We start from the raw sequence: 23941 nt of genomic DNA, 5'->3' as shown, positions 1-23941 counted from the left end.
GGGATCATCGTATCCGCGCCGACTCGTGCACCAGACGGCCTGCCAGGTACACCTCGTCCACCCGCACGTCGAGCAGTTCGTCGGCCGTGCAGGCATAGGGGTCGCGGTCCAGGACGATGACGTCGGCGAGCTTGCCCGCTTCCAGCGAGCCGTACCGATCGCCCTCGCCGAGCGTGCGGGCGGCGTTGATGGTGTGCATGCGCAGGGCCTCGGTGAGGGTGACGCTCTGCCCGGGGTCGATGACGTCACCCTGGAAGGAGCGCCGGGCCAGGGCGCACCAGATGCCGAAGAACGGGTTGGTCGCGCCTTCCTCCGAACCGATCCACACGTCGGAACTGCCGGTGAGCGGCCAGCCCTCGTCGAGTAGGTCACGCAGGGGGAAGCGGCCCCGGAGTCCGTAGTCGCCGAGGTAGGCGGGGAAGAAGTCGCCGAAGGTGTACAGGAACACCGGTTGCGGGACGGGGATGATCCCGGCCTTGCGCCACAGCGCGGTCGCCTCCGGGTCGGGCAGGAAGTTCCCGGCGTGCTCGACCCGCGGGGCCGGGGCGCCCACGGGGGCGCCGCCCGCCGCGGCGATGGCCTCGCAGACCTCCTCCTGGGCGCGGTCGCCGTTGGCGTGGACCGCGAGCTGCAGCCCGGCGGCGGCCGTCGCGTGCAGTGCCTGGGCTATCCGGTCGGGGCTGAGCGCGACCGCGCCGCAGTGTCCGTGGCCGTGTACGGCGTCGTCGGTGACGTACGGCTGCTTCATCGCGGCGCTCGCCGCCGAATAGCCGCCGTCGGCGAACATCTTGACGCCGTGGACACGGATCAGGTCCTCGGACGCGCCCAGACCGAGCCAGTCGCGGTGCGTGCAGGCCTCCTCCAGCGAGGTCGTGCCGGGGACCCACAGGTACACGCGCAGCCGGGTGCCGAGCCGGCCGTCGCGATGCAGCCGGTCCAGGGCGCGCAGACCGTCCGGAGTCTCGGAGATCTCGCCCACGGTGGTGACGCCGTGCGCCGTGAAGAGGTCGTGCACCCCTTCCCGGAGAGCTTGCTCCAGGGCCTCTCCGCCGAGTTCGGGCAGGGGCAGGAGATTGTCCATCTCCTTGACCACGCCCGTGGGTTCGCCGGAGGCGTCCCGCAGCACGGTGGGCAGTCCGGTGATGCTGAAGTCGGCCTCCCGGTAGTCCCGGTCGATTCCGGCGAGTTCGAGGCCGCGGCTGTTGAGGACGGTGATGTGGCCGCCGGCCCGGACGGCGATGGCGACCTGCGTGCTCACCGAGTCCAGCTCGGCCCGCGTCGGCAGCCGCCGGTCGAGCAGCTTCTGGTCGAAGAAGAGGTTGGCCTGGCCGACCAGCCAGCCGTCGACGGCCTCGTCCAGGTGCTCGCGCAGGGTGTGCAGCACGTCGGCGACGGTGCGACAGCGCGGGGCCCGGCAGTCGACCGTCTGGTAGTGGGTCCGGGCGGCGACCTCCAGGTGGGCGTGGACGTCGACGAAGCCCGGCAGCACGGGGCGGCCGCCCACGTCGTGCACCCGGGTGCCGGGTCCCGTCCAGGCGGCGGCGTCCTCCTTGGGGCCGGTGGCGACGACGGTTCCACCACGGATGGCGACGAAACCGGGGGCCCCGGGCTCCGTCTCGTCGTCGGTCATCCGGATCAGCCGGTCGGTGACGAGGACCAGGTCGGCGCTGCCTTCGCTCATGTGCGTCTTCTCCTTGTCTCCGGCCGCAGGCGCGGCGTCTCCGGCCCGCAGGCGCGGCTTGGCGCGACTGAACGTATCCAGCCCGTTCGTGCCTAGTCAATGACCGATTCATTCCCTCTAGGCGGGCTGGCTAATGAAATCTGCCCCTCACGAAGTCTTGCAAGACTGATTCCGGTCGTGCACCGTGGTGGCAGATCGCGGCCGTCACCGTCTGTCGGGCCGCCGCCGCGGCACCGTTCGAGAGCGCCGCCCGCCCGGTCGGACACCTCTCGCCCCCGTCACCAGCACTTCATGGAGGCATCCATGTCATCGCAGACCCGTCACGCGGAGATCGCCGGCGCCGGACTGGCCGGTCTGGCCACCGCGGCGGCCCTCGCCCAGCGCGGCTGGAGCGTCCGGGTGCACGAACGCGGCCGCGAGCTGCGCGACATCGGCGCGGGCATCTTCATGTGGGAGAACGCCCTGCGGGTCCTGGAGGGCGTCGGCGCCTTCGACGAGGCCGTCCGCCGTGCCGAGCGCATCGAGAGCTGGCAGCTGTACGACGAGCGTGGCCGCCTCCTGCAGTCGGACTGGATGAAGGGCGGCGGCACCCGCCTCTACACCGTGCTCCGCCCCGACCTGCACAAGGCCCTGGAGCACGCCGCCATCGAGGCCGGTGTCGAGATCGTCACCGGCTCGCTGGTCGCGGGAGCCTCCCCGGAGGGCGAGCTGGTGCTGGAGTCCGGCGAGGTCCTCAAGGCGGACCTCGTCGTGGGTGCCGACGGCGTCGGCTCGCCCGTGCGCAACTCGGTCGGCCTCAACCTCGTCGTCCGCGACCTCCAGGACGGATGCATGCGCAGCCTGATCCCGAGGCTCCCGCACGACCCCGTCGACAGGGCCCTCGAGTACTGGAACGGCGGCCGGCGGGTGGGCGTCGTGCCCGTCACTCCGGAGCTGACCTATGTGTACACCTGCTGCCCGTCCGACGACCTGGCCGGCCGCCGGCGGCCGTTCGACAAGGAGTCGTGGACCGCGTCGTTCCCGCAGCTGCGCAGCGTCTTCGACCGCATCCCCGACGTCTCCCGCTGGGCGTCGTTCTCCGACGTGCGCTGCCACAGCTGGGTCAACGGCCGGGTCGCGGTCGTCGGCGATGCCGCCAGCGCCATGTCGCCGAACCTCGGACAGGCGGCCTGCCTGGCCATGACCAACGGCTACGCGCTCGCCCTGATGCTGGAGGGCCAGTCCGACGTGCGCAGCGGACTCCTCGCCTGGGAGGCGCGGCAGCGGCCGGTCACGGACGCCACCCAGCGCTACTCCCGGCTGTACGGCCGCGTCGGCACCCGGTGGCCGCGGCCCTTCGCCGACGTCCGCTCCGCCCTGGTCTGGGCCGCCGGCCGCTCCCGGCGCTGGCAGGAGCGGGTCAACGTCGCGGCGCACAAGGGGGCGCAGTCGGTGCGGCCGGACGGTACCGCCGCCGCCTGAGCCGCACCGAGCCCGTCCCGCACACCCCCGAAGAACAAGGATTGCTTTCGCGTCATGCGCAGACCTGGAGGACACACCCGTGGCACACATGGCTCCGCACGCCCTGATAGACGGCGTGGAAAGACGCTCCATCGACCACGTCCCCGCCACTGAGCGCCACGGCAAGGCCTGGCACCAGGGCCCGTTCTGGCTGACCGGCGGCTTCATGCTGCCGTCCCTGCTGGTGGGATTCCTCGGCCCGTCCATGGGCCTGGGCCTGGGCTGGTCGCTCACCGCCGTCATCTCGGGGATGGCGTTCGGCACCGTTTTCATGGCCCTGCACGCCAACCAGGGCCCGCGGCTCGGACTGCCCCAGATGATCCAGTCCCGGGCCCAGTTCGGCTCGCGCGGCGCCATCTTCCCGCTGGCCATGGCCGTCTTCATCTACGTCGGCTACAACGTCTTCCAGATGGTGCTGGCGGGCGACGCCCTGTCGATGTTCCTGCCGGGGCGCAAGATCTGGTACGTCGTCCTGGCGGTGCTCGCGGTCGTCATCGCGGTCGTCGGACACGACCTGCTGCACACCGTCCAGCGCTACTTCAGCTACGTCACCATGGCCGTCTTCGCGGTGGTCACGGTCGCCGCCGTCCTCCACTACCCGCTGGGGCACGTGGCGCCGGTGGCCACCGGTTTCTCCGGGGCCGCCTTCCTCGCGCAGTTCGCCGCGGCCGGCGGCTACCAGATCAGCTACAGCATCTACGTCTCGGACTACTCCCGTTACCTTCCCGAGGACGTCCCCGACGGCAAGCTCATCGGCTGGACCTTCCTCGGCGGGTTCACCGGAGCCGCCTGGCTCGGCAGTCTCGGCGCGATCTTCGCGTCGTACGTCCCGGCGCCGGACGCACTGCGCCAGCTGCACACCGTCGGTGACACCGTCTTCCCCGGTTTCGGCGCGGTGGCGGTCCTGGCGACGCTGCCCGCGCTGATCGGCACCTCGGGCGTCAACGCGTACGGGGCCATGCTCAGCGCCACCACGGTCATGGACGGCCTCCGGCGCGTCACCCCGACCCTGCGGCTGCGGGTCGCCGGTGTGCTGGTGACGGGCACGACGGGACTGGTCATCACGCTGGTGATGCCGGCCGACTACATGCACAGCTTCTCCACGTTCATCGCCGTCATGTGCTACCTGCTGGTGCCGTGGACGGCCGTCAACCTCGTGGACTTCTACGTGGTGCGGCGCGGCCACTACTCCATCGCCGACATCACCGACCCGCACGGGCGCTACGGCCACTGGGCCTGGCGCGGACTCACGGCCTACTTCGGCGGTTTCCTCGCCATGGTCCCGTTCGTCACGCTCAGCTTCTACGTGGGTCCGGTGACGAAGGCACTGGGCGGCGCCGACCTCGCGTTCGTCGTCGGACTGCTGGTCTCCGGCCTGCTCTACCACTTCCTCGCGCGCACCGGCCAGGACGGCTCCGTCCCGGCCGCCCGGAGGAGGGAGCACGCCGGGATGTCGTAGGCACTGTGCCGTACCCGCACGGAAGCCCCTGGCCCACCCCTCCGGGGGATGGGGCCAGGGGCTTCCACGCACCTGCGACGACAGGTGGCCGCACCGCGACCGGGCCCGGCAGGCGGGCTCTAGAGCTGGCCGCCGATCTCGCACGCCTGGCACGGCGGCCGGCCGCAGGTGCACTGCATGAGGGCATCGACGACGTCGAAGTCGTGGTAGAGGCACTTGTCCCGGCAGGTGTGGCGCGGAATGAACCCCGCGGGAATCTCGCCGGGCCACGGCTCGTGGCCGTCCCGGCAGCGGGCGAACCGGTCGGGATCGGCGGCGTGCAGGTCGTGCATCTTCGACCGCGCCTCGTCCTCGAGCCGGCGCACGCGCTCCGACAGACCCTTGAGCTCGGCCGCTATGTCGGAGTAGTGGTCGGTACCGGTCCGCACGTGTGCGGCCCGCAGTGCCATCGCGGCGTTGCCGAGAAACCTGCCGGCGTCCTGGAGGTCGGTCACGTGATGCATCTGGATGCCATTCACGCCTCGTACCCATACGGCGTCCATGCTGCTCACTGATCCACCTTTCCGGCGTACACCTTGGTCGTGTGCGAGACAGTATGCGCGGCGCCGGTGCCTGCGCACATAAGGAAAATCAAACTATTTCTCGACGCTAAACGGCGCGGATGTGCCCGTCCAGTGTTCTCGGGGTGAACCGGCTCACAGGCGGCGAACCGTCCGGCGGGTGAGCAATACGGTGGCGACCATTATCCATTTCCGGGAACGACCATGAACTTTCCGGGGGATGACCATGAATTCACCATGGGTGACGCGCCGGCCCGCCGGCTGCCGGGCCGCCCCGCGTCGGCGGATTTCGGCCCCCGGGGCGCCGGTGACATTCGTCGTCCGGTGATCGTGCGGAGTCCCTGCCGGCCGATCACGGCCTGGGCGAGTGCCAGTCCGGCGAAGACGGCACCGAGTCCGGCGATGACCGAGGCGATCACGTTCACCGCCGCGAGGAAGCGCACCCCGGCCCCGGCCGGTCTCGACGTCTCGCAGGAGAACGTGGAGTACGTGGTCGCCCGGCCGACCCGGCGGCCGGCGAGGACGCCGAGCGTCACGGCGGCGATCGCCCCTCCCGCGGTCGGCGCCAGGTACGCCAGGGCGACGCCGGCCACGCCCTCCCGCACCAGGACCGAGCCCTCGAGGCGGGATCAGTCCCCGGATTCCGGCCCGGGTTGCCGCGCCCCGGCCCGCGCGACCGAGCAGGACGGCGGACGTGCCCCGAATGCGTCCGACGGCCGCGGAGCACTCCCCTTATCGGCGGCCCTTTACGGGCGCGGGCGCTGCCCTGGAACGACCCTGATCCACTTGACATGAAGATTTCCCAGACGTCTCCTGGAAGAGAGGGGAAAACGTCGGAGGCCGTGATGGCAACCTATGAATACCGATGCGTTCGCTGCGGGACCTTCGATGTGAAGTTGCCGATCGGTACGGCACCCGAAGCCCGGGATTGCCCGGTGTGCGCGGGCGCCGCGAGGCGTGTGTTCTCCGCTCCGGGTATTGCGCGGACCTCGACGGCGGCGGCTGCTCTCCGTTCCCGGGAGGAGCAGTCCCGTGAGGCACCGGAAGTCGTCTCCCAGGTGCCGCCCGGCAGGACGGCGCCCAGGCAACCGCACCCCGCGCTCTCCCGGTTGCCGCGTCTTTGAGGGCGGTGGTCGGCACAGCTAGATCGTCTCTTGCGTCGACATCCGGACACGGACGTCCGCCCCATGCGGACTTAGGAGGTGCGTCCCGGTGGCAAACGCGGGATTGCTCTTCGTCGGTGCGGTCCTCTTCATGAACGGGCTGGTCCTCCTCAACAAGGTTGACGCCCGGTCAGGAGGAGTGTTCAACATCTTCATCGGTCTCCTCCAGGTGATCACGCCGACCTACCTCATCTTCACTGCGGACAACGACCCCACAAAGATTCTGGCGGCGTCCGGAATCTATCTTTTCGGCTTCACCTATCTTTACGTGGGCGTCTGCCTCCTCACCGGCATCGAAACCGACGGTGTAGGTTATTACTCGCTTTTCGTGGCAATAGCCGCCCTGGGGTATTCGTTCGCCAATTTCCACCTTCTGAAGGATTACCCGTTCGGAGTCATCTGGCTCTACTGGGCATTCCTGTGGTTCCTGTTCTTCCTGCTGCTCGGCCTCAGGATGGACAGGCTCCGCCCCTACGTCGGCTGGGTCACGGCGATCGAGGGCTGGGTCACCGGCGTGATACCCGCCGGTCTGCTGCTCTCCGGTTACTGGAAACACCCCGACGAGACCGCCATCGCACTGGGCGCCTTCGCCGTGGTGGTGTTCGGGGCGCTGTGGCCGCTCACCCGGGCAGCGCGAGATCGAGTCACCCCCACCCCCACCGCCCCGGCCGCACCGACGGCAGGCCCGGCCGCGTCCACGTGACCGAATCAGAACCAACGAGGTAGCTGTCATGCCTGAAGTGATCTTCAAAGTGGACCAGACCAAGTCCATGCGTGATCAGGACACCCCTGGACACAACAGGTGGCATCCGGACGTCCCCACCGCTGCCATGGTGAAGCCCGGGTCGGAGTTCCGCGTGGAGTGCCGTGACTGGACCGACTGCCAGATAGGCGACAACGACTCCGCCAACGACGTGCGCGACATCGACCTGACCATCCCCCACATGCTCAGCGGTCCGATCGGCGTGGAGGGCGCCGAACCGGGCGACCTGCTCGTCGTCGACATCCTCGACCTCGGCCCCGTGCCCCAGCAGACCGGCGACGCGGCCGGCCAGGGCTGGGGCTACACGGGCATCTTCGCCAAGGCCAACGGCGGAGGGTTCCTGACCGACTATTTCCCGGACGCCTACAAGGCGATATGGAACTTCCACGGCCAGCAGGCCGTCTCCCGTCACCTCCCCGGCATCCGGTTCACCGGAATCACCCACCCCGGACTGTTCGGAACCGCCCCTTCGGCCGAGATGCTCGCCCGCTGGAACGCCCGCGAGAAGGCTCTGATCGACACCGATCCGAACAGGGTCCCACCGCTCGCCGTACCGCCGGACGCCAGCCACGCGCTGGCCGGCACGGCCACCGGGGACCTCGCGCGGCACATCGGCGAGGAAGGCGCCCGCACGGTGCCGGCCCGTGAGAACGGGGGCAACCACGACATCAAGAACTTCACCCGGGGTTCCAGGGTCTTCTACCCCGTACATGTCAAGGACGCCAAGCTCTCCGGCGGCGACCTGCACTTCAGCCAGGGCGACGGGGAGATCACCTTCTGCGGTGCGATCGAGATGGGCGGCTTCATCGACTTCCACGTCGACCTCATCAAGGGCGGCATGGAGAAGTACGGCATCTCCACCAACCCGGTGTTCGTCCCGGGCAATGTCGAGCCGAGGTACACGGAGTTCCTCACCTTCATCGGAATCTCCGTCGACCACGACACCGACACGAACTACTACCTGGACGCGACGCTGGCGTACCGCAGGGCCTGCCTCAACGCCGTCGAGTACTTCAAGAAGTTCGGCTACAGCGGTGAGCAGGCCTACCTGTTGATCGGCGCCGCCCCGATAGAGGGGCGTATCAGCGGCATCGTCGACATCCCCAACGCGTGCTGCTCGCTGTACGTACCCACCGCCATCTTCGATTTCGACGTCCGCCCGAGCGACGCCGGGCCCATGATGGCCGAGCGCGGCAAGTGCGCGGTCTCCACCTGACCGGCACCGGTCGACCAGGACGACCAGGACGAGGAAGGCAGGTCGGTGGGGTCGGGGGCGCCGCGACGGGCGCCCCCGACCGCTGCGTGGGCACCGTCCCCGGCGCTGTCAGACCTCCGGGAGCCGCTGACGAATCGGGTCGGGTCCTCCGTCGACGGCTACGGCGGCCATGCCGAGCCGCACGTCCTCAGGACCCGTGCGCCGATTTCCGCGTCGCCGCGGGGGAGAGGTAGATCCGCCAGCCTTCCCGCCGGACCGAGGTCCAGGCGCGGGCGTAGGAGGGCGGTGCGCCCGTGCCGTCGGTGAGGACCACGACCGGTGTTCGCTGTGCCGTCCGGGCGAGGGCGGCAACCGTGGTGTTCGCGTTGTGGCCGCTGACATCGACGGAGGCGCAGCCGGCGTAGAAGGCGACCGGCACGTTGTAGTGACCGGTGACCAGGCACGGCGCCCGTACGCCCAGGCGGTGCAGCGTCTGCGCCGTACGCGTCCAGTCGCGGTGCCCGGCGTCGGCCCGGTCGACCGTGCGCTCCAGCACCACGAATTGGACGGCCAGATGGCCGGCGAGCCCGAGCGCCACCAGCGTCACGGTCACCGGGCGCCAGGTACGAGGCGCCGCGCCGACCAGGTTCGCCAGGGCGTCGGCGACCGGGATCGCCAGCATCGCGTAGGCCGGTAGCAGGAACCGGGGCGCGGCATAGCCGATCAGGAAGAGGTACGGGAAGGCGGCCGTGGCGGCGCAGGCGAGCGGCAGCAGCGTTCGGGCCGTACGCTCCGCCCGGATCGCGAACACCAGCGCGAGCGCCGCGAGCACCGGCAGTACGAACCACCAGGCGAACACCGCCGGCTGCGGCAGCGTACCGTCGCACGGGCGGCACAGCGTACGGCCGACCAGGCTCCGCAACTGGTCGTCCACCGCCAGGTGCCAGCCCAGGCCGCCCTCGATGGCGGAACCGTCGGCCAGCCGCTGTAGCGGACCGCCGTAACCGACGTACGCCTCGGCGACCCACTCGGCCGCCCCGGCGGCCAGCCCTCCCGCGAGCGCGGCGAGCAGCGGCCAGTGCCGCCACCGGCGCACGACGACCAGTGGGACCAGCAGCGGCACGCACACCCAGACCGCGTCCGTCGGCCGCGTCAGCGCCATCAGCGCCGCGCCCGCCGCCACGCCCCACACGGGAGCGCGGAGCGTCCGGTCCTCCTGGGCCCGCAGGAAACAGCCGACCGCGGCGAGCGCCGCGACCGCCACCCAGAGGTTGGGCATGGCCTGGGGGCCGTAGTAGAGCGTCACCCACAGCGAGGCGAACAGCGCGCCGCCGAGGGCGAGGACGCGGGCCGGGAACAGGCCGCGCCAGGCGCGCAGGGCGACGAACAACGCCAGGCCGGACAGCAGCGCCAGGTAGACGCGCAGCAGCGCGGTGGACGACGACCAGAGGGAGACCGGTGCCACCAGCAGCGAGACGCCGCGTGCCCGCGGTGCGCTGAAGAAGGCCGCCGGGGCGTGGGCGCTGACCTGGCTGACGTACACTGTCTCGTCCCAGCCCAGCCCCAAACCGGGCCGCACGAGCACGAGTTGGGCGACGGTGAAGGCTCCCGCCACCGCCGCCGGCCAGACGTCCCGCCGCCGGTCCCACCAGGGGTCTGCGACGGGCCGCGGCCCGCTCCCGGCTGTGCGTGCACGCTCCGCGTTCACGGTCCTGGTCATGTACGCCCCTCCGTCCCCACGGGCTGTAGGACACTGGTGAACCCTACAGCTTGTAGTGCATGAGTGAGCTGGGAGTTCAGATCATGGTCAAGCTAACCTCCGGCTCGCCGACGTGCAGCGCGGCGGAAGTGGACGAGGCCTCACTCCCCGTCGGCCGGTTACGGCCGCACGCCGCTCGTGCGCGTGGAGTCGTGTGGCTCGTACGGAGCGAGCGCGGTGGGTGCCGCACGGTGGCGGTCAGGATGCGTTCAGGTTCCCCCGGGCACGGTCGGCAAGCATGACCCGCGAAGCCTTCGGCCGACCGGCAGGGGCCACGCGACCGAAGTCGCCCCGCCGTGGGCTCCGGCTTTCGCCTCGCCGTGGGTCCCGGCTTCGCCCCGGCCGTGGGTTCCGGCTTTCGCCTCGCCGTGGGTCCCGGCTTCGCCCCGGCCGTGGGCTCCGGCTTTCGCCTCGGCCGGCCCCTCGTCGCCGCGCGGCGCCGGCGCCGTAGTACCCCGGTACCACCCGCCTGGCGGGGTTCAGCCCCTGGTACCACCGGATCCGGGGGCTCGCGGGCCTAGCGTTTCCCAGGAGGCGTCGGGCTGCCGGACGCCGCGGTCCGAGAGAGAGAAAGCGAATGATCGACGCACAGCAGCTCACCAAGAGGTACGGGGAGAAGACGGCCGTCGACGGTCTGGACTTCACCGTGAAGCCGGGCACGGTGACCGGTTTCCTCGGGCCGAACGGGGCCGGCAAGTCCACCACGATGCGCATGATCGTCGGGCTGGACGCGCCGACCAGCGGCTCCGTCACGGTGAACGGCCACCACTACGCCCGCCACCGGGCCCCGCTGCAGGAGGTCGGGGCGCTCCTGGAGGCCAAGTCGATCCACCCGGGCCGCTCGGCCTTCAACCACCTGCGGGCGCTCGCGCTCACCCACGGCATCCCGCGCCGCCGGGTCGACGAGGTCATCGAACTCGCCGGTCTCGGCACCGTCGCGAAGAAGCGGGCCGGCGCCTTCTCCCTCGGCATGGGGCAGCGGCTCGGCATAGCGGCCGCGCTGCTGGGCGATCCGCAGACCGTGATGCTGGACGAGCCGGTGAACGGACTGGACCCCGAGGGCGTGCTCTGGATCCGCAACCTGCTGACGTCGCTCGCGGCCGAGGGGCGGACCGTGTTCGTCTCCTCGCACCTGATGAGCGAGGTCGCGCTGGTGGCGGACCACCTGATCATCGTCGGCCGGGGCCGGCTGCTGGCCGACACCACCGTCCAGGAGCTGGTCCGGGAGGCGGGCGGCGACACCGTGCAGGTCGCGACGCAGGATCCCGCCCGGCTGCGGGACGTACTGGCCGGTCCGGGCGTGGAGGTCACCGGCCGGGTCGGCTCCGAGGAGCTGCAGGTGACCGGGATGTCCGCCCGCGAGATCGGGCTGAAGGCGGCCGAGCACGGCATCCCGCTGTTCGAGCTGAGCACGAAGGCGGTCTCCCTGGAGGACGCCTTCATGGAACTGACCAGGGACGCCGTGGAGTACCACGGCACCACGACCGGCACCGAGACCTCCGGGAGCGCGGCATGAGCACCCTCACGGCAGCACCCGAGACCCCCGAGGCCGCCCAGGCCGCTCCCGCCCGGCCTGCCTACCGGGTGACCGGACGGCGCGTGCTGGCCTCGGAGTGGGCCAAACTCTGGTCGCTGCGCTCCACCTGGATCACCCTCGGCCTGGCCCTGCTGTTCCTCGTGGCCTTCGGCGTCATCGCCGCGAGCCACTACCGGTCAGGTCTGGACTCCGGCCGCCACCTGGACCACGACTTCGCCTCCGCGACGGCCGTGAGCCTGTCCCTCTTCGGCACGCACTTCGCCCAGCTGGCCCTCGGCGTCCTCGGCGTACTGGTCACGGCGGGCGAGTACTCCACCGGCATGATCCGCTCCACCCTGGCCGCCGTGCCGCGCCGGCTCCCCGTGCTCTGGTCCAAGGCGGCGGTGTACGGGCTGGTCGCCCTGGTGGTCGCCACCGTCGGCGCGTTCGTCGCGTTCCTCGTCGGGAGCCGGATCGTGTCCGGGACGCCCGCCGCCATGGGGCTCGGCCACGCCGGCGTCATCCGCAGCCTGCTGGGAGCCGGGCTCTACCTCGGCCTCGTCGGCGTGATCGGCACCGCCCTCGGCGCGCTGCTGCGGTCCGTGGCCGGCGGCATCTCCGTCCTGGTCGCCGCCCTCATGCTCGTCCCCGGCCTGATCTCCCTGCTGCCCACGTCGTGGCAGGGCGACATCAGCCCCTACCTGCCGAGCAACGCGGGGGAGTCGGTCTTCGCGCTGACCCACGACGCCGCCACCCTGTCACCCGCCGCCGGGCTCCTGGTCTTCCTCGGCTGGACGGCGCTGGCGCTGGCCGGAGCGGCGTACCGGCTGCTGCGCAGCGACGTCTGAGCGGCGGCACCCGCATCATGGGCCGGTGAACTCCGTGACCACCGAAGACCTCGGCGCGATGGGCCCGCTGGTCGCCCGGCTCGGCCGGGCCGGCCAGCGGCTCCGGCATGCCGACCGGGCCCACCCCTGGGTGCTCGACACCGCCGTGGTGGTGCTGGTCTCCCTGCTGTTCTGCCTGCCCGACCTGCTGCACGCGGTCGGCGCGGGAGACGGCGACGGCCCGCGGCGCTTCCGGCTGGTGTTCACCCGGCTGCCCGCGGCGGCCGTGCTAGCCCTGCAGGCCGGGCTGGTGCTGCCGCTGCTGTGGCGGCGGCGGGCGCCCGCGGTGGCCTTCGGCACCATCGCGGCCGTGTTCGTCCTGCAGTGGTCCCTCGGTGCCGCGCTCCGGGCCGACGTCGCCCTCTTCGTCGCCCTGTACAGCCTGACCCTGCACGGGCGGCTACGGCAGCTGCCGTGGGCCTGTGCGGCCATGGTGGGCGCGCTCGGCCTGGTCGCGGCGCGGATCTCGGCGGCCGTGCCGGTCTGGGACGCGCTGTTCTTCCTGCTCAGCACGGCGACCGCGGCGCTCGCGCTCGGCCTGATGATCCGCATCCGGCGGGCCCAGCTGGCCGGGCTGCGGGATCGTGCGGCCCGGCTGGAGATCGAGCGCGACCAGCGTGGCAGGCTCGCGGTCGCCGCCGAACGCACACGGGTGGCCCGCGAGATGCACGACATCGTCGGCCACAACCTGTCCGTCATCATCACCCTCGCCGACGCCGGCGCCTATGCCACGGCCGTCGCTCCGGAACGCGGCGCGGAGGCCCTGAACCTCATCGGCGACACCGGCCGCCAGGCCCTGAGCGAACTGCGGCGCGTGCTCGGCGTGCTCCGTGAGGCGGACGGCCCGCGGGGCGCACCCGAGCTGAGCCCGCAGCCCGGTCTCGCGGACATCGACGCGCTGTGCGAGGGAGTGCGCGCCGCGGGGATGGAGGTCGTCTACCGTACCGGCGGTGACATCGACGCCCTCGACAGCGGGGTGCAGCTGACGGTCTACCGCATCGTGCAGGAGGCGCTGACGAACACCCTGAAACACGCGGGCGCCGGCGCCCGCGCGAATCTGGCGGTCATGGTCGAGGACACACGGCTGACCATCACGGTCCAGGACTCCGGCCCGGCCACCCCGGCCGGCCGTCCAGGCCCGGCGAACGAGGAAGGACACGGCCTGGTGGGCATGCGGGAACGAGCCGCTCTCTACGGCGGACAGGTCAGTGCCGGCCCCGCGGGCGCGGGATGGACCGTGCGCGCCGCACTCGACCTCGCTCCCCGGGACGGTGTCAGGTGACCACCGTCCTCGTCGTGGACGACCAGCCGCTCCAGCGGTACGGCTTCCGCATGCTCCTCGATTCCGTGCCCGGGACGGACGTGGTCGGCGAGGCGGCGCACGGGGCCGAAGCCGTGCGCAGGGCCGCCGAACTGCGCCCCGACGTCGTCCTGATGGACGTACGCATGCCGGGGATGGACGGCATCGAGGCCACGCGCCGGATCGTCGCCGCCGGCGACCGCTCCCGCGTCCTCGTCCTGACCACTTTCGATCTCGACGAGTACGTGCACGCGGCCCTGCGCGCGGGGGCCAGCGGCTTCCTCCTCAAGGACGCCCGCCCCGAGGAACTCCTGGCCGGCATCCGCGCGGTGGCCGTCGGCGACGCGGTGATCGCGCCCGCCCTCACCCGCCGTCTGCTGCACGAGTTCGCCCGGCTGGTGCCGCCGCGGGCCGACGGCAGCGCCGAGGACCCGAGGCTGAGCAGCCTCACCGAGCGCGAACGCGAGATCCTCGTCGCCATCGGCAAGGGCTGGACCAACGGCGAGATCGCCACCCGTTTCGTCGTGTCGGAGTCCACGGTGAAGACCCACGTCGGCCGCGTCCTCGCCAAGATCGGTGCCCGCGACCGCATCCAGGCGGTGATCTTCGCCTACGACCAGGGCCTCGCCCGGCCCCGGGCGGGGTGAGCCGCGGGGCGCGGCCGTGGCCGGCGCGGGCGGGGCGGCCGCCGCGGCGGGCGGAGGGTACTCGCCGGGGGAACCGTCGCGCCGGGGATCCCGTGGCACAGGAGCCGTAGCGCAGGGTTCCCGTGGCACAGGGGGCCGTAGCGCAGGGGAGCCCGTCGCACAGGGGGCCAGGGCAGGGGACCGGACCGCACGGCGCGGGCGGGGAGCCGCCGCCCGGGACGCCGTCACCTCTCCAGGCGGTAGCCGTGCCCCCTCAGCGTGGTGATGCGGGGCAGCCGGCTGGGGCCGGGGGCCGTCTCGGCGGCTTCGGCGAGACGGCGGCGCAGGGCGGCCATGGTGACGTCGAGCGTCTTGGTGGAACCGAACCAGTTCTCGTCCCAGACCTCCGCCATCAGCGTCTCGCGGGAGACGGCCTCGTCCGCGTGCCGCGCGAGCAGGGCGAGGAGTTCGAACTCCTTCGGCCGCAGCGGGACTTCCACGCCGTGCAGGTGGCAGCGGCGCGCCGCGGGGTCGATGACGAGGTCGCCGAGGGGGATCGGCTGCCTCTGGGCGGGTGCGGTGAGGGTCCGGCGGCGCAGGTGGGCGCGCAGGCGGGCCAGCAGGACGGTGAGGCTGAAGGGTTTGACCAGGTAGTCGTCGGCACCGGCGTCCAGGCCGGCGATGATGTCGATGTCGTCGGTGCGGGCTGTGAGGACCACGATCAGGAGGTCGCGGAAACGGCCGCGCAGGTTCCGGGCGACGTCGAGGCCGTCCATGTCGGGCAGACCGAGGTCCAGCAGCAGCGCGTCGTACGGGGTGGCGCGGGTGGCCTCGGTGAGGGCGGCGGCGCCGGTGCGTCTCCACGCCGTCGAGTAGCCGTTGCCGCGCAGGCCGGTCTCCAGGTGGTGGCCGATGACGTCGTCGTCCTCCACCACGAGGACACGGAAACGGCTGCTGTCCGGTGCGGCGGATGTGCCCATGGCCGACAGGGTAGAAGAGTCCCCGCCCGCGTGCCGGTTCACAGGTCGCGCAGTTCCTCGACGGCCGGGCGCCGGGCCCGGCGGATGCCGTTGAGGGCCGCCGCCAGCACGGCGATCAGGGCGGCCAGCGCGGTGAGCGCCAGATAGGAGCCGGGTACCGCCAGGGCGTCGGGCGGCGGATCGAAGACGCCGGTGAGGACCTTGACCAGCATCTCCGACAGGGCCCAGCCGATGAGGGCGCCGCCGGCCAGACCGGCGAAGGCCAGCAGAAGGGCCTCGGTGAGGACCATGCCGCGCAGCCGGCGGGGCCGGGCGCCGAGGACGGAGGCCAGGGCGAAGGTGCGGCGGCGCTCGGCCAGTCCGAGGGCGAGCAGGAGGCCGCCGGCCCCGGCGGCCAGCAGCACGGCGAAGGCCAGCTCGATACGGGTCAGGCCGGCCAGGTCGACGGAGGTCAGGCTGGTGCCGACGGTGCCACGGGTCTGGGTGAGGTCGCTGACCGTGGCGCCGGTGCCCACCTGCGCCCGCACCCGTGCGGCGATCTGCTGCTGGTCGGTCCCGCCGGTGTCGAGGAGGAAGGCGCCCACCGCGTCGCTGCCGGTCGCCCTGGCGATGTACGAGGCGTTGGCGACGAAGAAGCTGTCCTTGGGGGCGGTGGGGAACTCCTTGGCGATGCCGGCGTAGTGGAAGGGGACCGTGCGCAGCGCCTTGGTCCGGGCGTCCTGGATGCGCAGGTTGACGGTGTCGCCGGGGGAGAGCTGGAAGTCGCTGACGGTCTCCGCGCTGACCAGCAGGCTGTCGGGGCGCTGGGCGAGGCGCCGCATGAGCTGCTCGGCGGTGCCGCCCGCGAAGTAGGCGTCCTGCAGGGAGGTGGCCCGCGCGAGGGTGGCGGGGCGGACGCCGTACAGGTCCTGGAGGTCGGAGCCGACATAGGCGAAGCGGTGCTGGAGCGGTTCGACGTGCCGGACGCCGGAGACCCGCAGCGATGCTCCGGCGCCGGGCGGAACGCGGGCGCCGGGCGGTTCGGTGACGGTGACGTCGGCGCCGTTGGTCAGCCGGGCGTCGACCTCGGCCTGTTGCCGGTAGGTGGCGTTGAAGACGGCGGTCGACACCGCGAACGACACGGCGAGGGCGAGCAGGACCACCGAGCGGGCGAGCGGGCGGCGCCGCCGGGACAGGGTGGCGGCGGTGGTGCCGGCGAGGTTCGCGGTCAGCGGCCGGGCCAGCCGGGTGAGAGCGGGGCGGCCGTGGGCGAGGGCCAGCAGTGTGACCCGCCACAGGAGCAGGGCGGCGCCGATCCACAGCAGGGCGGGGCCGAGGAAGGCCCAGTACGACACCGAGATGCTGGGCACCCCTTCCGGGGCGAGGACCAGGGCGTACTGGTTGCCGGACGAGGCGCGGAAGACCAGCCACGAGCCGATCAGCAGGGCGAAGTCCAGGCCGTACCGCAGCCACCAGGGGTTGCGGGCGCCGCGCGCGCCGGACTCCTTGCGGGTCTCGGCGACGGTCACCGTGCGTAGATCGCGCAGCGCGGGGACGAGGACGGCGCCGGTGGCCACGGCCGCTCCGAGGACGAAGGCGACGCCGTACCAGACCGCCCAGCCGCCGGCGCTCGTCCCGAAGGACGCCGTACCGAAGGCGAGACGCCCGGTGAGCGCGGCGATGCCGAGTCCGGCCAGCCCGCCCAGCAGGCCGGTCAGCGCCGCCTCCGCACCGGCGAGGCCGATGATCTGGCCGGGACGCAGTCCGCGCAGCCGCAGCAGCCCCTGCTCCTGCCGGCGCCGTTCACCACCGGCGGAGGAGACCGCGACGGTCAGCGCGGCGGCCAGGACCGCGCCGGGGACACCGAGGAAGAGGAAGAGGATCTGGGCGTACAGCGCGTCCTGACGGGCGGAGTCGAGGGCGGCTCCGACGTTGTCGCCGACCAGCGCGGTACCGGCGGAGCGGGCCTCCAGGTTGTGGGCGGCACGGGTGACGGAGGTGAAGGCGGCCGCCGGATCGGAGGGCAGACGCGAGGTGTCGCGGGCCACGTGGATCTGCGTGGTCACTCCCGCGGCGCCGTGCGTGAGCGCGGCGAACCGGGCGGCGGGCAGCAGGACGACGTTGTCCGGGGGCGCGGCCGGCTGGGACTGGCTGGGGGCGCCCACCGTCTGGAAGAGGGAGTCGGCCTGCGGCAGGTCCACCACACCGTCCACCCTCACCTGCCGGACTCCGGCCCCCGGCAGCCGGACGCCGATGGTGTCGCCGGGGGCGGCATGCAGGTTGGAGGCGGTCTGCTGGGCCAGCAGGACGCCGGTCGGGGAGCCGGACAGCGTGCGGATCGCGTCGGGGAACCGGTCGCGGTAGCCGTCGGGCAGGCCGAGGGCCACGCCGGGGCCGGTGGTCTGGGTGGTGCCCTGCACCCGGGCGGTGAAACCGGTGGTGCGGGCGAAGCCGACGGGCACGGCGGCCGCGCTGCCGGTGGCCTTGCGCACCAGCGACAGCACGCTGTGCGGGTCGGCGCCGGGCTGCACCTGGACCTGCCAGTCGACGGCGACCGAGCGCAGGGCGCGCTGCGTCATGGTCGCCTTCGAGGCGGTGAGGAAGGACCCGAGCGCGGCGACGAGCGCGACCGCGAGCGCGATGCCGGCCAGTGCGGCCAGCAGCCGTCCGGCGCGGTGGCGGACCAGTCCGCGTGACCATGCGGTGATCACGACGCCTCCTCGGGGGCGAGCAGCCGGCCGTCGCGCATGGTGCGCCGGGTGGTGAGGCGCGCGGCGACGGCGGGATCGTGGCTGGTGACGACGAGGGCGGCACCGGTGTGGTCGGCGGCGGTCAGCAGGGCGTCCAGCACCCGGGCGCCCGTCGCGTGGTCCAGGCGGCCGGTCGGCTCGTCGGCGAGGATCAGGCGCGGCGCCTGGGCCAGGACCCGGGCGGCGGCCGCGCGCTGGGCCTGGCCGCCGGAGATCTCCTCGGGCAACCGGTCGGCCAGGTCGGTGGCGTCCACCAGGGCGAGCGCCGCGAGCGCGGCGGCCCGGGCCTCGGCCTCGGGCCGGTCGGCGAGGATCAGGGGCAGCGCGGTGTTCTCGGCCACGCTCAGGGCGGGGATCAGGCTGTCGCCCTGGAAGACCAGGCCGATGTCGTAGGGGCCGAGGGAGGCGGCCCGGGTGACGGTGCCGCTGGTGGGTTGCTCCAGCCCGGCCAGCAGGTGCAGCAGCGAGCTCTTGCCCGACCCGGAGGGGCCGACGACGGCGAGCCGGTCGCCCGCATGGATGTCCAGGTCGGCTCCGTGCACGGCCACGACCGCCTGCGGGCCCCGCCCGAAGGTGAGTGCCGCGTCGCGGCAGGCGACGAGGGTGTCACCGGGTGGCATCTCGCTCCTCCTGCCGTTCCGCCGCGGCGGCTACCGTCCTTCCGTCCGCCAGGCCGATCACCCGGTCGGCGACGCGGACGGCCGCCGCACTGTGCGTGACGACCAGCACCGCACAGCCCCGGGCGGCGTGCTCGCGCAGCAGGCCGAGCACGACCTGCTCCGTCTCGCCGTCGAGTTCGCCGGTCGGTTCGTCGGCCAGCAGCAGGCCGGGGGAGTTGGCCAGTGCCACCGCCAGCCCGGCCCGGGCCAGTTCCCCGCCGGACAGCTGCCGCGGCAGGGCCCGGGCCCGCTCGGCGAGTCCCACCTGGCCGAGCAGTTCCCGGGCGGAGACGGCGGCCCTGCCCCTGACGGCCCGCTGGGCCAGCCGGACATTGTCGCGGACGCTCACGTGCGGCAGCAGGTTGCGGCTCTGCAGCAGCACCCCGATGTGCCGGGCCCGCAACCGGGACCGCTCGGTCTCCGGCCGGTGGCTGATCCGCACCCCGTCCACGCGCACCTCACCGCCGGAGGGTTCGTCGAGCCCGGCCAGGCAGGCCAGCAGGGTCGACTTGCCCGACCCGGACGGCCCGACCACCGCGAGCGTCTCGCCGCGCCGCACCCGCAGGGACACCCCGCGCAGTGCGAGCGTCTCCTCCTCACCGGCCCGGTAGAAGCGGTACAGCTCCCGGGCGGCGAGGACGGTCTCGTCCGCCATGGCCGTCACCGCCACGCGAAGGAGTCGCTGATCGTGCGCCAGGGGTCCACGTTGTCGGCGCCGGCCGGCCCGGACAGGGTCAGGTCCACCTCGTGCCCGGAGCGCTGGAAGGCGTACCGCTCGAACGCGTCGCGCACCACCTTCCCGGTGACCGGGTCCTTCGACGAGTCCCCCCGGTAGGTCAGCAGGACGACGCGGCCGGCGTGCCGGGTCACCTCGGACACCCGGGGCGCGGCGAACTTCGGGACCTGTGACCGCAGCCGGGGCACGACGGTGTTCGTCACCGAGCCGACGGTGGGTGCGGCGGACGCGGCGGCCGTCTCGATCCGCACCGTGTTCAGCTTGTCCGTGAACACCGTCGCGCCGGCCCGCTGGGTGCGGGCCCACCCCTCGGGCACCTTCACCGTGAAGCCGGACCCGTGGAAGGCGACGTACGCCTGGTTGTCGGGGATGTCACCGGGCGGATTGGACTCGGTGGGCACCGCCTTGTCCTGCGCCACGCCCGACGAGGACGACCCCGCGGGCGCGGACCTCTCGGCGGCCGGTGAGCCGGTCCCCGAGCAGCCGGCGGTCACCGCCGCGGCGACCGCCATGCCCATGATCACGGACGTTCGTATGCGCGTTGCCATGTCCACTGCCCTCCAGCGAGCGCCGCACCGTTGTGCCGTCGACGCTACGAGCGGCCCGGTTAGCGCCCTGCTCGCCGAGGGTTAGACGACGGCAAAACGTGTGGCGCGCGCGGCCGGGGCCGCCGCCGGGACCGCATGATGAGGACATGAGACAGCGCGTGGTGCGAGTCGCCGTCGTCGCCGCCCTGGTCGCCGTCGTCCTCCTCGCCGTCCCCCTGGCCCTCGCCATCCGCTCGGCCCTGTACGCCGATCAGCGCGACACCCTGGAGCGGGCTGCCCTGGCCGGGGCCGTCCGCGTGAGCCCCGACTACGCGACCGGCGACCCCGTGGAACTGCCCGCGCCCCCGGCCGGCGGGCGTCTCGGCCTGTACGACCCCCAGGCGCGGCTGCGCGGGGGAGGCGGCCCCGCGACCGCCGACGCCCCGGTCCGCCGGGCACTCGGCGGTGCGGCCGTCCGGGGCCGGTCGGGCGGCGACCTGGTCGTCGCCGTGCCCGTCTCGCACGCCGAGCACGTGATCGGCGTCGTACGAGCGTCCTCTCCGGCCGCCGCCCTACGGGACCGGACCCTCATGGCATGGGCGGCCCTGCTGGGGGTGGCCGTGGTCGCGCTGGCCGTCGCCGTCCTCGTCGCCCGCCGGCAGGCACGGGCGCTGGCCGCGCCGCTGGAGGACCTCTCCCGCCACTGCCGAGCCGTCACCGAAGGACACCTGAGCGCCCGGGCCGCCCCCAGCAGCATCGCCGAGATCGACCAGGTCTCCCGCACCCACAACGAGATGCTGCACAGCCTGTCCGAACTCCTGCGCCGGGAGCACGACTTCGCCGCCAACGCCTCGCACCAGCTGCGTACGCCCCTGGCCGGCCTCCAGCTCACGCTGGAGTCCGGTCTGGAGCAGGGCGGCGACGTCCGGCTGCGCCCCGTCCTCGTCGAGGCCCTGGCGGCCACCCGCCGGCTGCACCGGACGGTGGAGGAGGTCCTGCGGCTGTCCACGACCGGCGCTCCGCCCGTGACCGGCACGGACGGCCGCCCCCTGGGCCGGGTGCTGCGGGCCACGGAGGAGCGCTGGCACGGCCCCTTCGCCCGGGTCGGCCGGCGTCTGGAGTGTTCCGCCCGGGGCGTGCCGGACGACGTCCCCGTCCCCGGGGGACCGGTCACGGAGATCCTCGACATCCTGCTGGACAACGCCCGGGTCCACGGACGCGGTACCGCCCGGCTGGCCGTACGCGACCTCGGCGACGCACTCGCCTTCGACGTCACCGACGAGGGCCGGGTGGACGGCCCGGCGGAGCGGCTCTTCGAGCGCGGGCACAGCGGCGGCGACCGCGGAACCGGCATCGGTCTCGCCCTCGCCCGGGATCTGGCGGTCTCCCTCGGCGGCCGGCTCTCCCTGACCGGTGGAGCTCCGACCGCCTTCACCCTGCTCGTCCCGGTCCACCACGAGGGCACGCCGGAGGAAACGGCCTGAGGACGCGGCCCCCGCGCAGCGCACGCTTACGCCGTGGCAGGCGGCCCGGCTCACGGACGGGGGCCGCGGCCACAGCCGGGTGGCGAGACGGATTTCCTCGGCGCCCGCGCCCGGGCGCCGAGGGACCGGCTCCCGGCCCGTCCGCGGGCGGCGCCCCCGGGCACCCCGGACGTCCCGCCGTCCGAAAGGGCAGGCACTCGCGACCTTCGGTACGTTTTGCGTATGGACGTCGACGTCGACGATTTCCTTCGGGGTCTGGCCCAGGAGCTCAGACCCCGGGCGGGCCCCTCGGCAGAACTGCTCTGGCAGCGGCTCCGCGGCGTCCTGCCCGACCTCTCGCAGTACCCGGACATCGCCGTCCTGGCACCACGGGAGACGGCGGCGCACGTCCTGACCTTCCTGGACGTGCTCGAGGGCCGGCTCGACGTGGCCGAGGTCGAAGCGCCTCCCGAGGCACTGGAGGTCGCGCGCGGGTTCGCCCGGCACGGCATACCGATCAGCACACTCCTGCGCGCCCACGGCCTGGGCCACATGATCATGCTTCAGCTGGTCCAGGGCGAGGCCGCGCAGCTCACCGGCGGCTCGGAACTGAACGGCGCCGTGGCGACGCGACTGGTCGCGGAGGCGTTCGAGTACGCCGACCGTGGTTCGCACCAGGTCGTCGCCGCCTACCAGGAGGAGCGGGAGAGCCGACTGCGCCGGTGCCCCCTGCCGACCGACGAGGCGGGTCGACGCATCGGAGCGACACTCGACGTCGCCGGCACCGCGCAGGAACTGGCCGACGTCGGCACCGACGACTTCGCCGACCTCGTCACCGTCGACCTCTTCGAGTCCCTCCTCCCGGACGGCGACCCGTGTCCGCCGACGTCGCAGACGGGTGGGCGCGTGCTGCGCCGGGTCGCCCAGCGGTCAGTCGCGGAGGACGGCCCCGGCGCCCCGGTCGCCACCGGCAGCACGCACACCTACCCGGCCGGCTCCGCACCGGACCGGGCACTGACGGCGGGTCAGCCACGCCTGCACCACATCACACCCACGGACGCGCACACGTGGCCGGAGGTGCACCCGGGGCCCGGCGGCGGCCCGCCGGTCGCCCGGTTCCAGACGGCCCTCCTGCTCCCCCTGAACGCCCGCGGAAACGCTCTCGGCCTCGCCCAGTTCTTCCGCCGCAGCGGCGCGCGCCCCTTCGACGAAGACGATCTGGCGCTGGCCCAGGAGATCACCGCCATAGCGGCGGTGCACATCGACAACGCCCGCCGGTACACGTGGGAGCGCGAAACGGCCCTCGCCCTCCAGCGGAGCCTGTTGCCGCAGCGCGTGGTGGAGCAGCCCGCCGTCGAGACGGCTTCGCGCTACCTGCCCAGCAGCGACCGGGCCGGCGTGGGCGGCGACTGGTACGACGTGATCGTGCTGTCGGGGGCGCGGGTCGCCCTCGTCGTCGGGGACGTCGTCGGCCGCGGCCTCGGGGCGGCGGTCACCATGGGCCGCCTGCGGACGGCCGTCCGCGCCTTCGCCGACATCGATCTGATGCCCGATGAACTTCTGACCCGTCTGGACGACGTCGTCATCCGCCTGCAGCGTGAGGAGACCACGGACGAGGGCGAGCTCAGCGCCACATGCCTGTACGCGGTCTACGACCCGGTGTCCCGCCGGTGTTCGGTGGCCAGTGCCGGCCATGTGCTGCCGGCGGTGGCGACTCCCTCGACCGTCGACGGCAGCCGCCCCGACGCCCGGTCCGCCGACTTCCTGGACATGCCGATCGGGCCGCCCCTGGGCCTGGGAGGGCTGCCTTTCGAGACGGCCCAGTTCGAGCCGGCCGAAGGCAGCCTGCTGGTCCTGTGGACCGACGGCCTCGTCCGGAGCCGTACCCGTGACGTGGACGACGGGCGCGCCGTGCTGCGCACCGTCCTCACCCAGGCGCCGGACGCACCGGAGCAGATCTGCGACCGGCTGCTGGCGGCCCTGCTGCCCGGCCGGCCCGACGACGACGTCGCCCTGCTGGTGGCACGCACCCTGGTACTCGGCCCCGAGCACGTCGCCACGCTCGACCTCCCGTCCGACCCGGCGGCCGTCGCCCGGGCCCGCCGCTTCACGACCGAGACCCTGGCCGCCTGGGGGCTGGAACACCTGTCCTTCGGCGCGGAGCTCATCGTCAGCGAACTGGTCACGAACGCGATCCGCTACGGCAAGGGTCCCATCCAGCTGCGGCTGATCCGTCATCACAGGCTCACCTGCGAGGTCTTCGACGCCGGCAGTGCCGCTCCGCACCTGCGCCGCGCCCGCACCTTCGACGAGGGCGGCCGTGGCCTGCTGCTGGTCGCGCAGCTTGCCGAGCGCTGGGGCACGCGCCCCACCCGCGAGGGCAAGGTCATCTGGGCGGAACTGACCCTCCCCACCGAGCGGAACCGGTGAGGCCCGCC

At 72.9% G+C, this 23941-nt stretch carries 20 protein-coding genes; 11 read left to right on the top strand and 9 right to left on the bottom strand.

Going from position 1 to position 23941, the window contains the following annotated elements; all coding sequences use genetic code 11:
- Positions 1–4 precede the first annotated feature (4 nt).
- Positions 5–1681, bottom strand: coding sequence for an amidohydrolase (locus ABVB68_RS17165; RefSeq protein ID WP_353601903.1), 1677 nt, complete (start codon positions 1679–1681; stop codon positions 5–7).
- 303 nt (positions 1682–1984) lie between these two features.
- Between ABVB68_RS17165 and ABVB68_RS17160 the strand changes: the two genes are divergently transcribed.
- Both ABVB68_RS17160 and ABVB68_RS17155 read left to right on the top strand, forming a co-directional pair.
- The gene (locus ABVB68_RS17160) at positions 1985–3142 is read left to right on the top strand and encodes an FAD-dependent oxidoreductase (protein ID WP_353601902.1); all 1158 of its coding nucleotides are present in this window, start codon (positions 1985–1987) and stop codon (positions 3140–3142) included.
- Between the two features lie 88 nt (positions 3143–3230).
- Positions 3231–4640 carry a purine-cytosine permease family protein gene (locus ABVB68_RS17155; RefSeq protein WP_353601971.1) on the top strand — a complete coding sequence of 470 codons (1410 nt, stop codon included), beginning with the start codon at positions 3231–3233 and terminating at the stop codon, positions 4638–4640.
- Positions 4641–4759: 119 nt separating this feature from the next.
- On the opposite strand, the gene ABVB68_RS17150 is transcribed toward ABVB68_RS17155, so the two are convergent.
- Positions 4760–5182, bottom strand: coding sequence for a hypothetical protein (locus tag ABVB68_RS17150; protein WP_353601970.1), 423 nt, complete (start codon positions 5180–5182; stop codon positions 4760–4762).
- Between the two features lie 200 nt (positions 5183–5382).
- Positions 5383–5793, bottom strand: a complete 411-nt coding sequence (locus ABVB68_RS36925; RefSeq protein WP_503006142.1) for a fluoride efflux transporter FluC — start codon at positions 5791–5793, stop codon at positions 5383–5385.
- Positions 5794–5991: 198 nt separating this feature from the next.
- Here ABVB68_RS36925 and ABVB68_RS17140 point away from each other — a divergent pair, with 198 nt between their 5' ends.
- The 3 genes from ABVB68_RS17140 (at position 5992) to fmdA (ending at position 8342) form a co-directional block, all read left to right on the top strand.
- Entirely contained in the window at positions 5992–6324 is a 333-nt protein-coding gene (locus ABVB68_RS17140) for an FmdB family zinc ribbon protein (RefSeq protein WP_353601901.1), read from the top strand.
- An 88-nt stretch (positions 6325–6412) separates the two neighbouring features.
- On the top strand, positions 6413–7066 hold the full coding sequence (locus ABVB68_RS17135) for an AmiS/UreI family transporter (RefSeq protein ID WP_353601900.1): 654 nt from the start codon (positions 6413–6415) through the stop codon (positions 7064–7066).
- 28 nt (positions 7067–7094) lie between these two features.
- On the top strand, positions 7095–8342 hold the full coding sequence (gene fmdA, locus ABVB68_RS17130; RefSeq protein ID WP_353601899.1) for a formamidase: 1248 nt from the start codon (positions 7095–7097) through the stop codon (positions 8340–8342).
- A 187-nt stretch (positions 8343–8529) separates the two neighbouring features.
- Here fmdA and ABVB68_RS17125 read toward each other — a convergent pair whose 3' ends face one another.
- Positions 8530–10041 (bottom strand): hypothetical protein, encoded by a 1512-nt coding sequence (locus ABVB68_RS17125; RefSeq protein WP_353601898.1) that lies wholly within the window; start codon positions 10039–10041, stop codon positions 8530–8532.
- A gap of 616 nt (positions 10042–10657) precedes the next feature.
- On the opposite strand from ABVB68_RS17125, the gene ABVB68_RS17120 reads away from it, so the two are divergent.
- Genes ABVB68_RS17120 through ABVB68_RS17105 form a run of 4 tightly spaced genes read left to right on the top strand, consistent with a single transcriptional unit; the run spans position 10658 to position 14430 of the window.
- On the top strand, positions 10658–11596 hold the full coding sequence (locus tag ABVB68_RS17120) for an ABC transporter ATP-binding protein (protein WP_353601897.1): 939 nt from the start codon (positions 10658–10660) through the stop codon (positions 11594–11596).
- Positions 11593–12444, top strand: coding sequence for an ABC transporter permease (locus ABVB68_RS17115; RefSeq protein WP_353601896.1), 852 nt, complete (start codon positions 11593–11595; stop codon positions 12442–12444). The genes ABVB68_RS17120 and ABVB68_RS17115 overlap by 4 nt, the downstream gene beginning before the upstream one ends.
- 58 nt (positions 12445–12502) lie before the next feature.
- Positions 12503–13765: a sensor histidine kinase gene (locus ABVB68_RS17110; RefSeq protein WP_503006150.1), complete on the top strand. Its 1263-nt coding sequence runs from the start codon at positions 12503–12505 to the stop codon at positions 13763–13765.
- Entirely contained in the window at positions 13762–14430 is a 669-nt protein-coding gene (locus ABVB68_RS17105; protein ID WP_353601895.1) for a response regulator, read from the top strand. The genes ABVB68_RS17110 and ABVB68_RS17105 overlap by 4 nt, the downstream gene beginning before the upstream one ends.
- 224 nt (positions 14431–14654) lie before the next feature.
- Here the strand turns inward: ABVB68_RS17105 and ABVB68_RS17100 are convergent, their stop codons facing one another.
- Genes ABVB68_RS17100 through ABVB68_RS17080 form a run of 5 tightly spaced genes read right to left on the bottom strand, consistent with a single transcriptional unit; the run spans position 14655 to position 20061 of the window.
- A complete protein-coding gene (locus ABVB68_RS17100; RefSeq protein WP_353601894.1) occupies positions 14655–15389 on the bottom strand; it encodes a response regulator transcription factor in 735 nt (244 codons plus the stop codon).
- A 38-nt stretch (positions 15390–15427) separates the two neighbouring features.
- Positions 15428–18079 carry an FtsX-like permease family protein gene (locus ABVB68_RS17095; protein WP_353601893.1) on the bottom strand — a complete coding sequence of 884 codons (2652 nt, stop codon included), beginning with the start codon at positions 18077–18079 and terminating at the stop codon, positions 15428–15430.
- Positions 18076–18738: an ABC transporter ATP-binding protein gene (locus tag ABVB68_RS17090; RefSeq protein ID WP_353601892.1), complete on the bottom strand. Its 663-nt coding sequence runs from the start codon at positions 18736–18738 to the stop codon at positions 18076–18078. The genes ABVB68_RS17095 and ABVB68_RS17090 overlap by 4 nt, the downstream gene beginning before the upstream one ends.
- A complete protein-coding gene (locus ABVB68_RS17085) occupies positions 18725–19432 on the bottom strand; it encodes an ABC transporter ATP-binding protein (protein ID WP_353601891.1) in 708 nt (235 codons plus the stop codon). The genes ABVB68_RS17090 and ABVB68_RS17085 overlap by 14 nt, the downstream gene beginning before the upstream one ends.
- A gap of 5 nt (positions 19433–19437) precedes the next feature.
- Positions 19438–20061 (bottom strand): hypothetical protein, encoded by a 624-nt coding sequence (locus tag ABVB68_RS17080; RefSeq protein WP_353601890.1) that lies wholly within the window; start codon positions 20059–20061, stop codon positions 19438–19440.
- Positions 20062–20207: 146 nt separating this feature from the next.
- Here ABVB68_RS17080 and ABVB68_RS17075 point away from each other — a divergent pair, with 146 nt between their 5' ends.
- Positions 20208–21524 carry a HAMP domain-containing sensor histidine kinase gene (locus tag ABVB68_RS17075; protein ID WP_353601889.1) on the top strand — a complete coding sequence of 439 codons (1317 nt, stop codon included), beginning with the start codon at positions 20208–20210 and terminating at the stop codon, positions 21522–21524.
- A gap of 222 nt (positions 21525–21746) precedes the next feature.
- Positions 21747–23933 (top strand): ATP-binding SpoIIE family protein phosphatase, encoded by a 2187-nt coding sequence (locus ABVB68_RS17070; protein WP_353601888.1) that lies wholly within the window; start codon positions 21747–21749, stop codon positions 23931–23933.
- The last annotated feature ends 8 nt before the right edge of the window (positions 23934–23941 follow it).

This window comes from Streptomyces sp. NPDC096012, assembly GCF_040426375.1.
In the GTDB taxonomy this organism is placed as follows: Bacteria; Actinomycetota; Actinomycetes; order Streptomycetales; family Streptomycetaceae; genus Streptomyces.
Note: the sequence above shows the minus strand (reverse complement) of the source record. Positions and strands in the feature narration are given on the sequence as shown.

What these genes read in the sequence shown, in the direction of transcription:
- ABVB68_RS17165 (WP_353601903.1), bottom strand. Translation starts at nt 1,681, where the DNA reads ATGAGCGAAGGCAGCGCCGACCTGGTCCTCGTCACCGACCGGCTGATC.
- ABVB68_RS17160 (WP_353601902.1), top strand. Translation starts at nt 1,985, where the DNA reads ATGTCATCGCAGACCCGTCACGCGGAGATCGCCGGCGCCGGACTGGCC.
- ABVB68_RS17155 (WP_353601971.1), top strand. Translation starts at nt 3,231, where the DNA reads ATGGCTCCGCACGCCCTGATAGACGGCGTGGAAAGACGCTCCATCGAC.
- ABVB68_RS17150 (WP_353601970.1), bottom strand. Translation starts at nt 5,182, where the DNA reads ATGGACGCCGTATGGGTACGAGGCGTGAATGGCATCCAGATGCATCAC.
- ABVB68_RS17140 (WP_353601901.1), top strand. Translation starts at nt 5,992, where the DNA reads ATGAAGATTTCCCAGACGTCTCCTGGAAGAGAGGGGAAAACGTCGGAG.
- fmdA (WP_353601899.1), top strand. Translation starts at nt 7,095, where the DNA reads ATGCCTGAAGTGATCTTCAAAGTGGACCAGACCAAGTCCATGCGTGAT.
- ABVB68_RS17125 (WP_353601898.1), bottom strand. Translation starts at nt 10,041, where the DNA reads ATGACCAGGACCGTGAACGCGGAGCGTGCACGCACAGCCGGGAGCGGG.
- ABVB68_RS17120 (WP_353601897.1), top strand. Translation starts at nt 10,658, where the DNA reads ATGATCGACGCACAGCAGCTCACCAAGAGGTACGGGGAGAAGACGGCC.
- ABVB68_RS17115 (WP_353601896.1), top strand. Translation starts at nt 11,593, where the DNA reads ATGAGCACCCTCACGGCAGCACCCGAGACCCCCGAGGCCGCCCAGGCC.
- ABVB68_RS17110 (WP_503006150.1), top strand. Translation starts at nt 12,503, where the DNA reads ATGGGCCCGCTGGTCGCCCGGCTCGGCCGGGCCGGCCAGCGGCTCCGG.
- ABVB68_RS17100 (WP_353601894.1), bottom strand. Translation starts at nt 15,389, where the DNA reads ATGGGCACATCCGCCGCACCGGACAGCAGCCGTTTCCGTGTCCTCGTG.
- ABVB68_RS17090 (WP_353601892.1), bottom strand. Translation starts at nt 18,738, where the DNA reads ATGCCACCCGGTGACACCCTCGTCGCCTGCCGCGACGCGGCACTCACC.
- ABVB68_RS17085 (WP_353601891.1), bottom strand. Translation starts at nt 19,432, where the DNA reads ATGGCGGACGAGACCGTCCTCGCCGCCCGGGAGCTGTACCGCTTCTAC.
- ABVB68_RS17080 (WP_353601890.1), bottom strand. Translation starts at nt 20,061, where the DNA reads ATGGCAACGCGCATACGAACGTCCGTGATCATGGGCATGGCGGTCGCC.
- ABVB68_RS17075 (WP_353601889.1), top strand. Translation starts at nt 20,208, where the DNA reads ATGAGACAGCGCGTGGTGCGAGTCGCCGTCGTCGCCGCCCTGGTCGCC.
- ABVB68_RS17070 (WP_353601888.1), top strand. Translation starts at nt 21,747, where the DNA reads ATGGACGTCGACGTCGACGATTTCCTTCGGGGTCTGGCCCAGGAGCTC.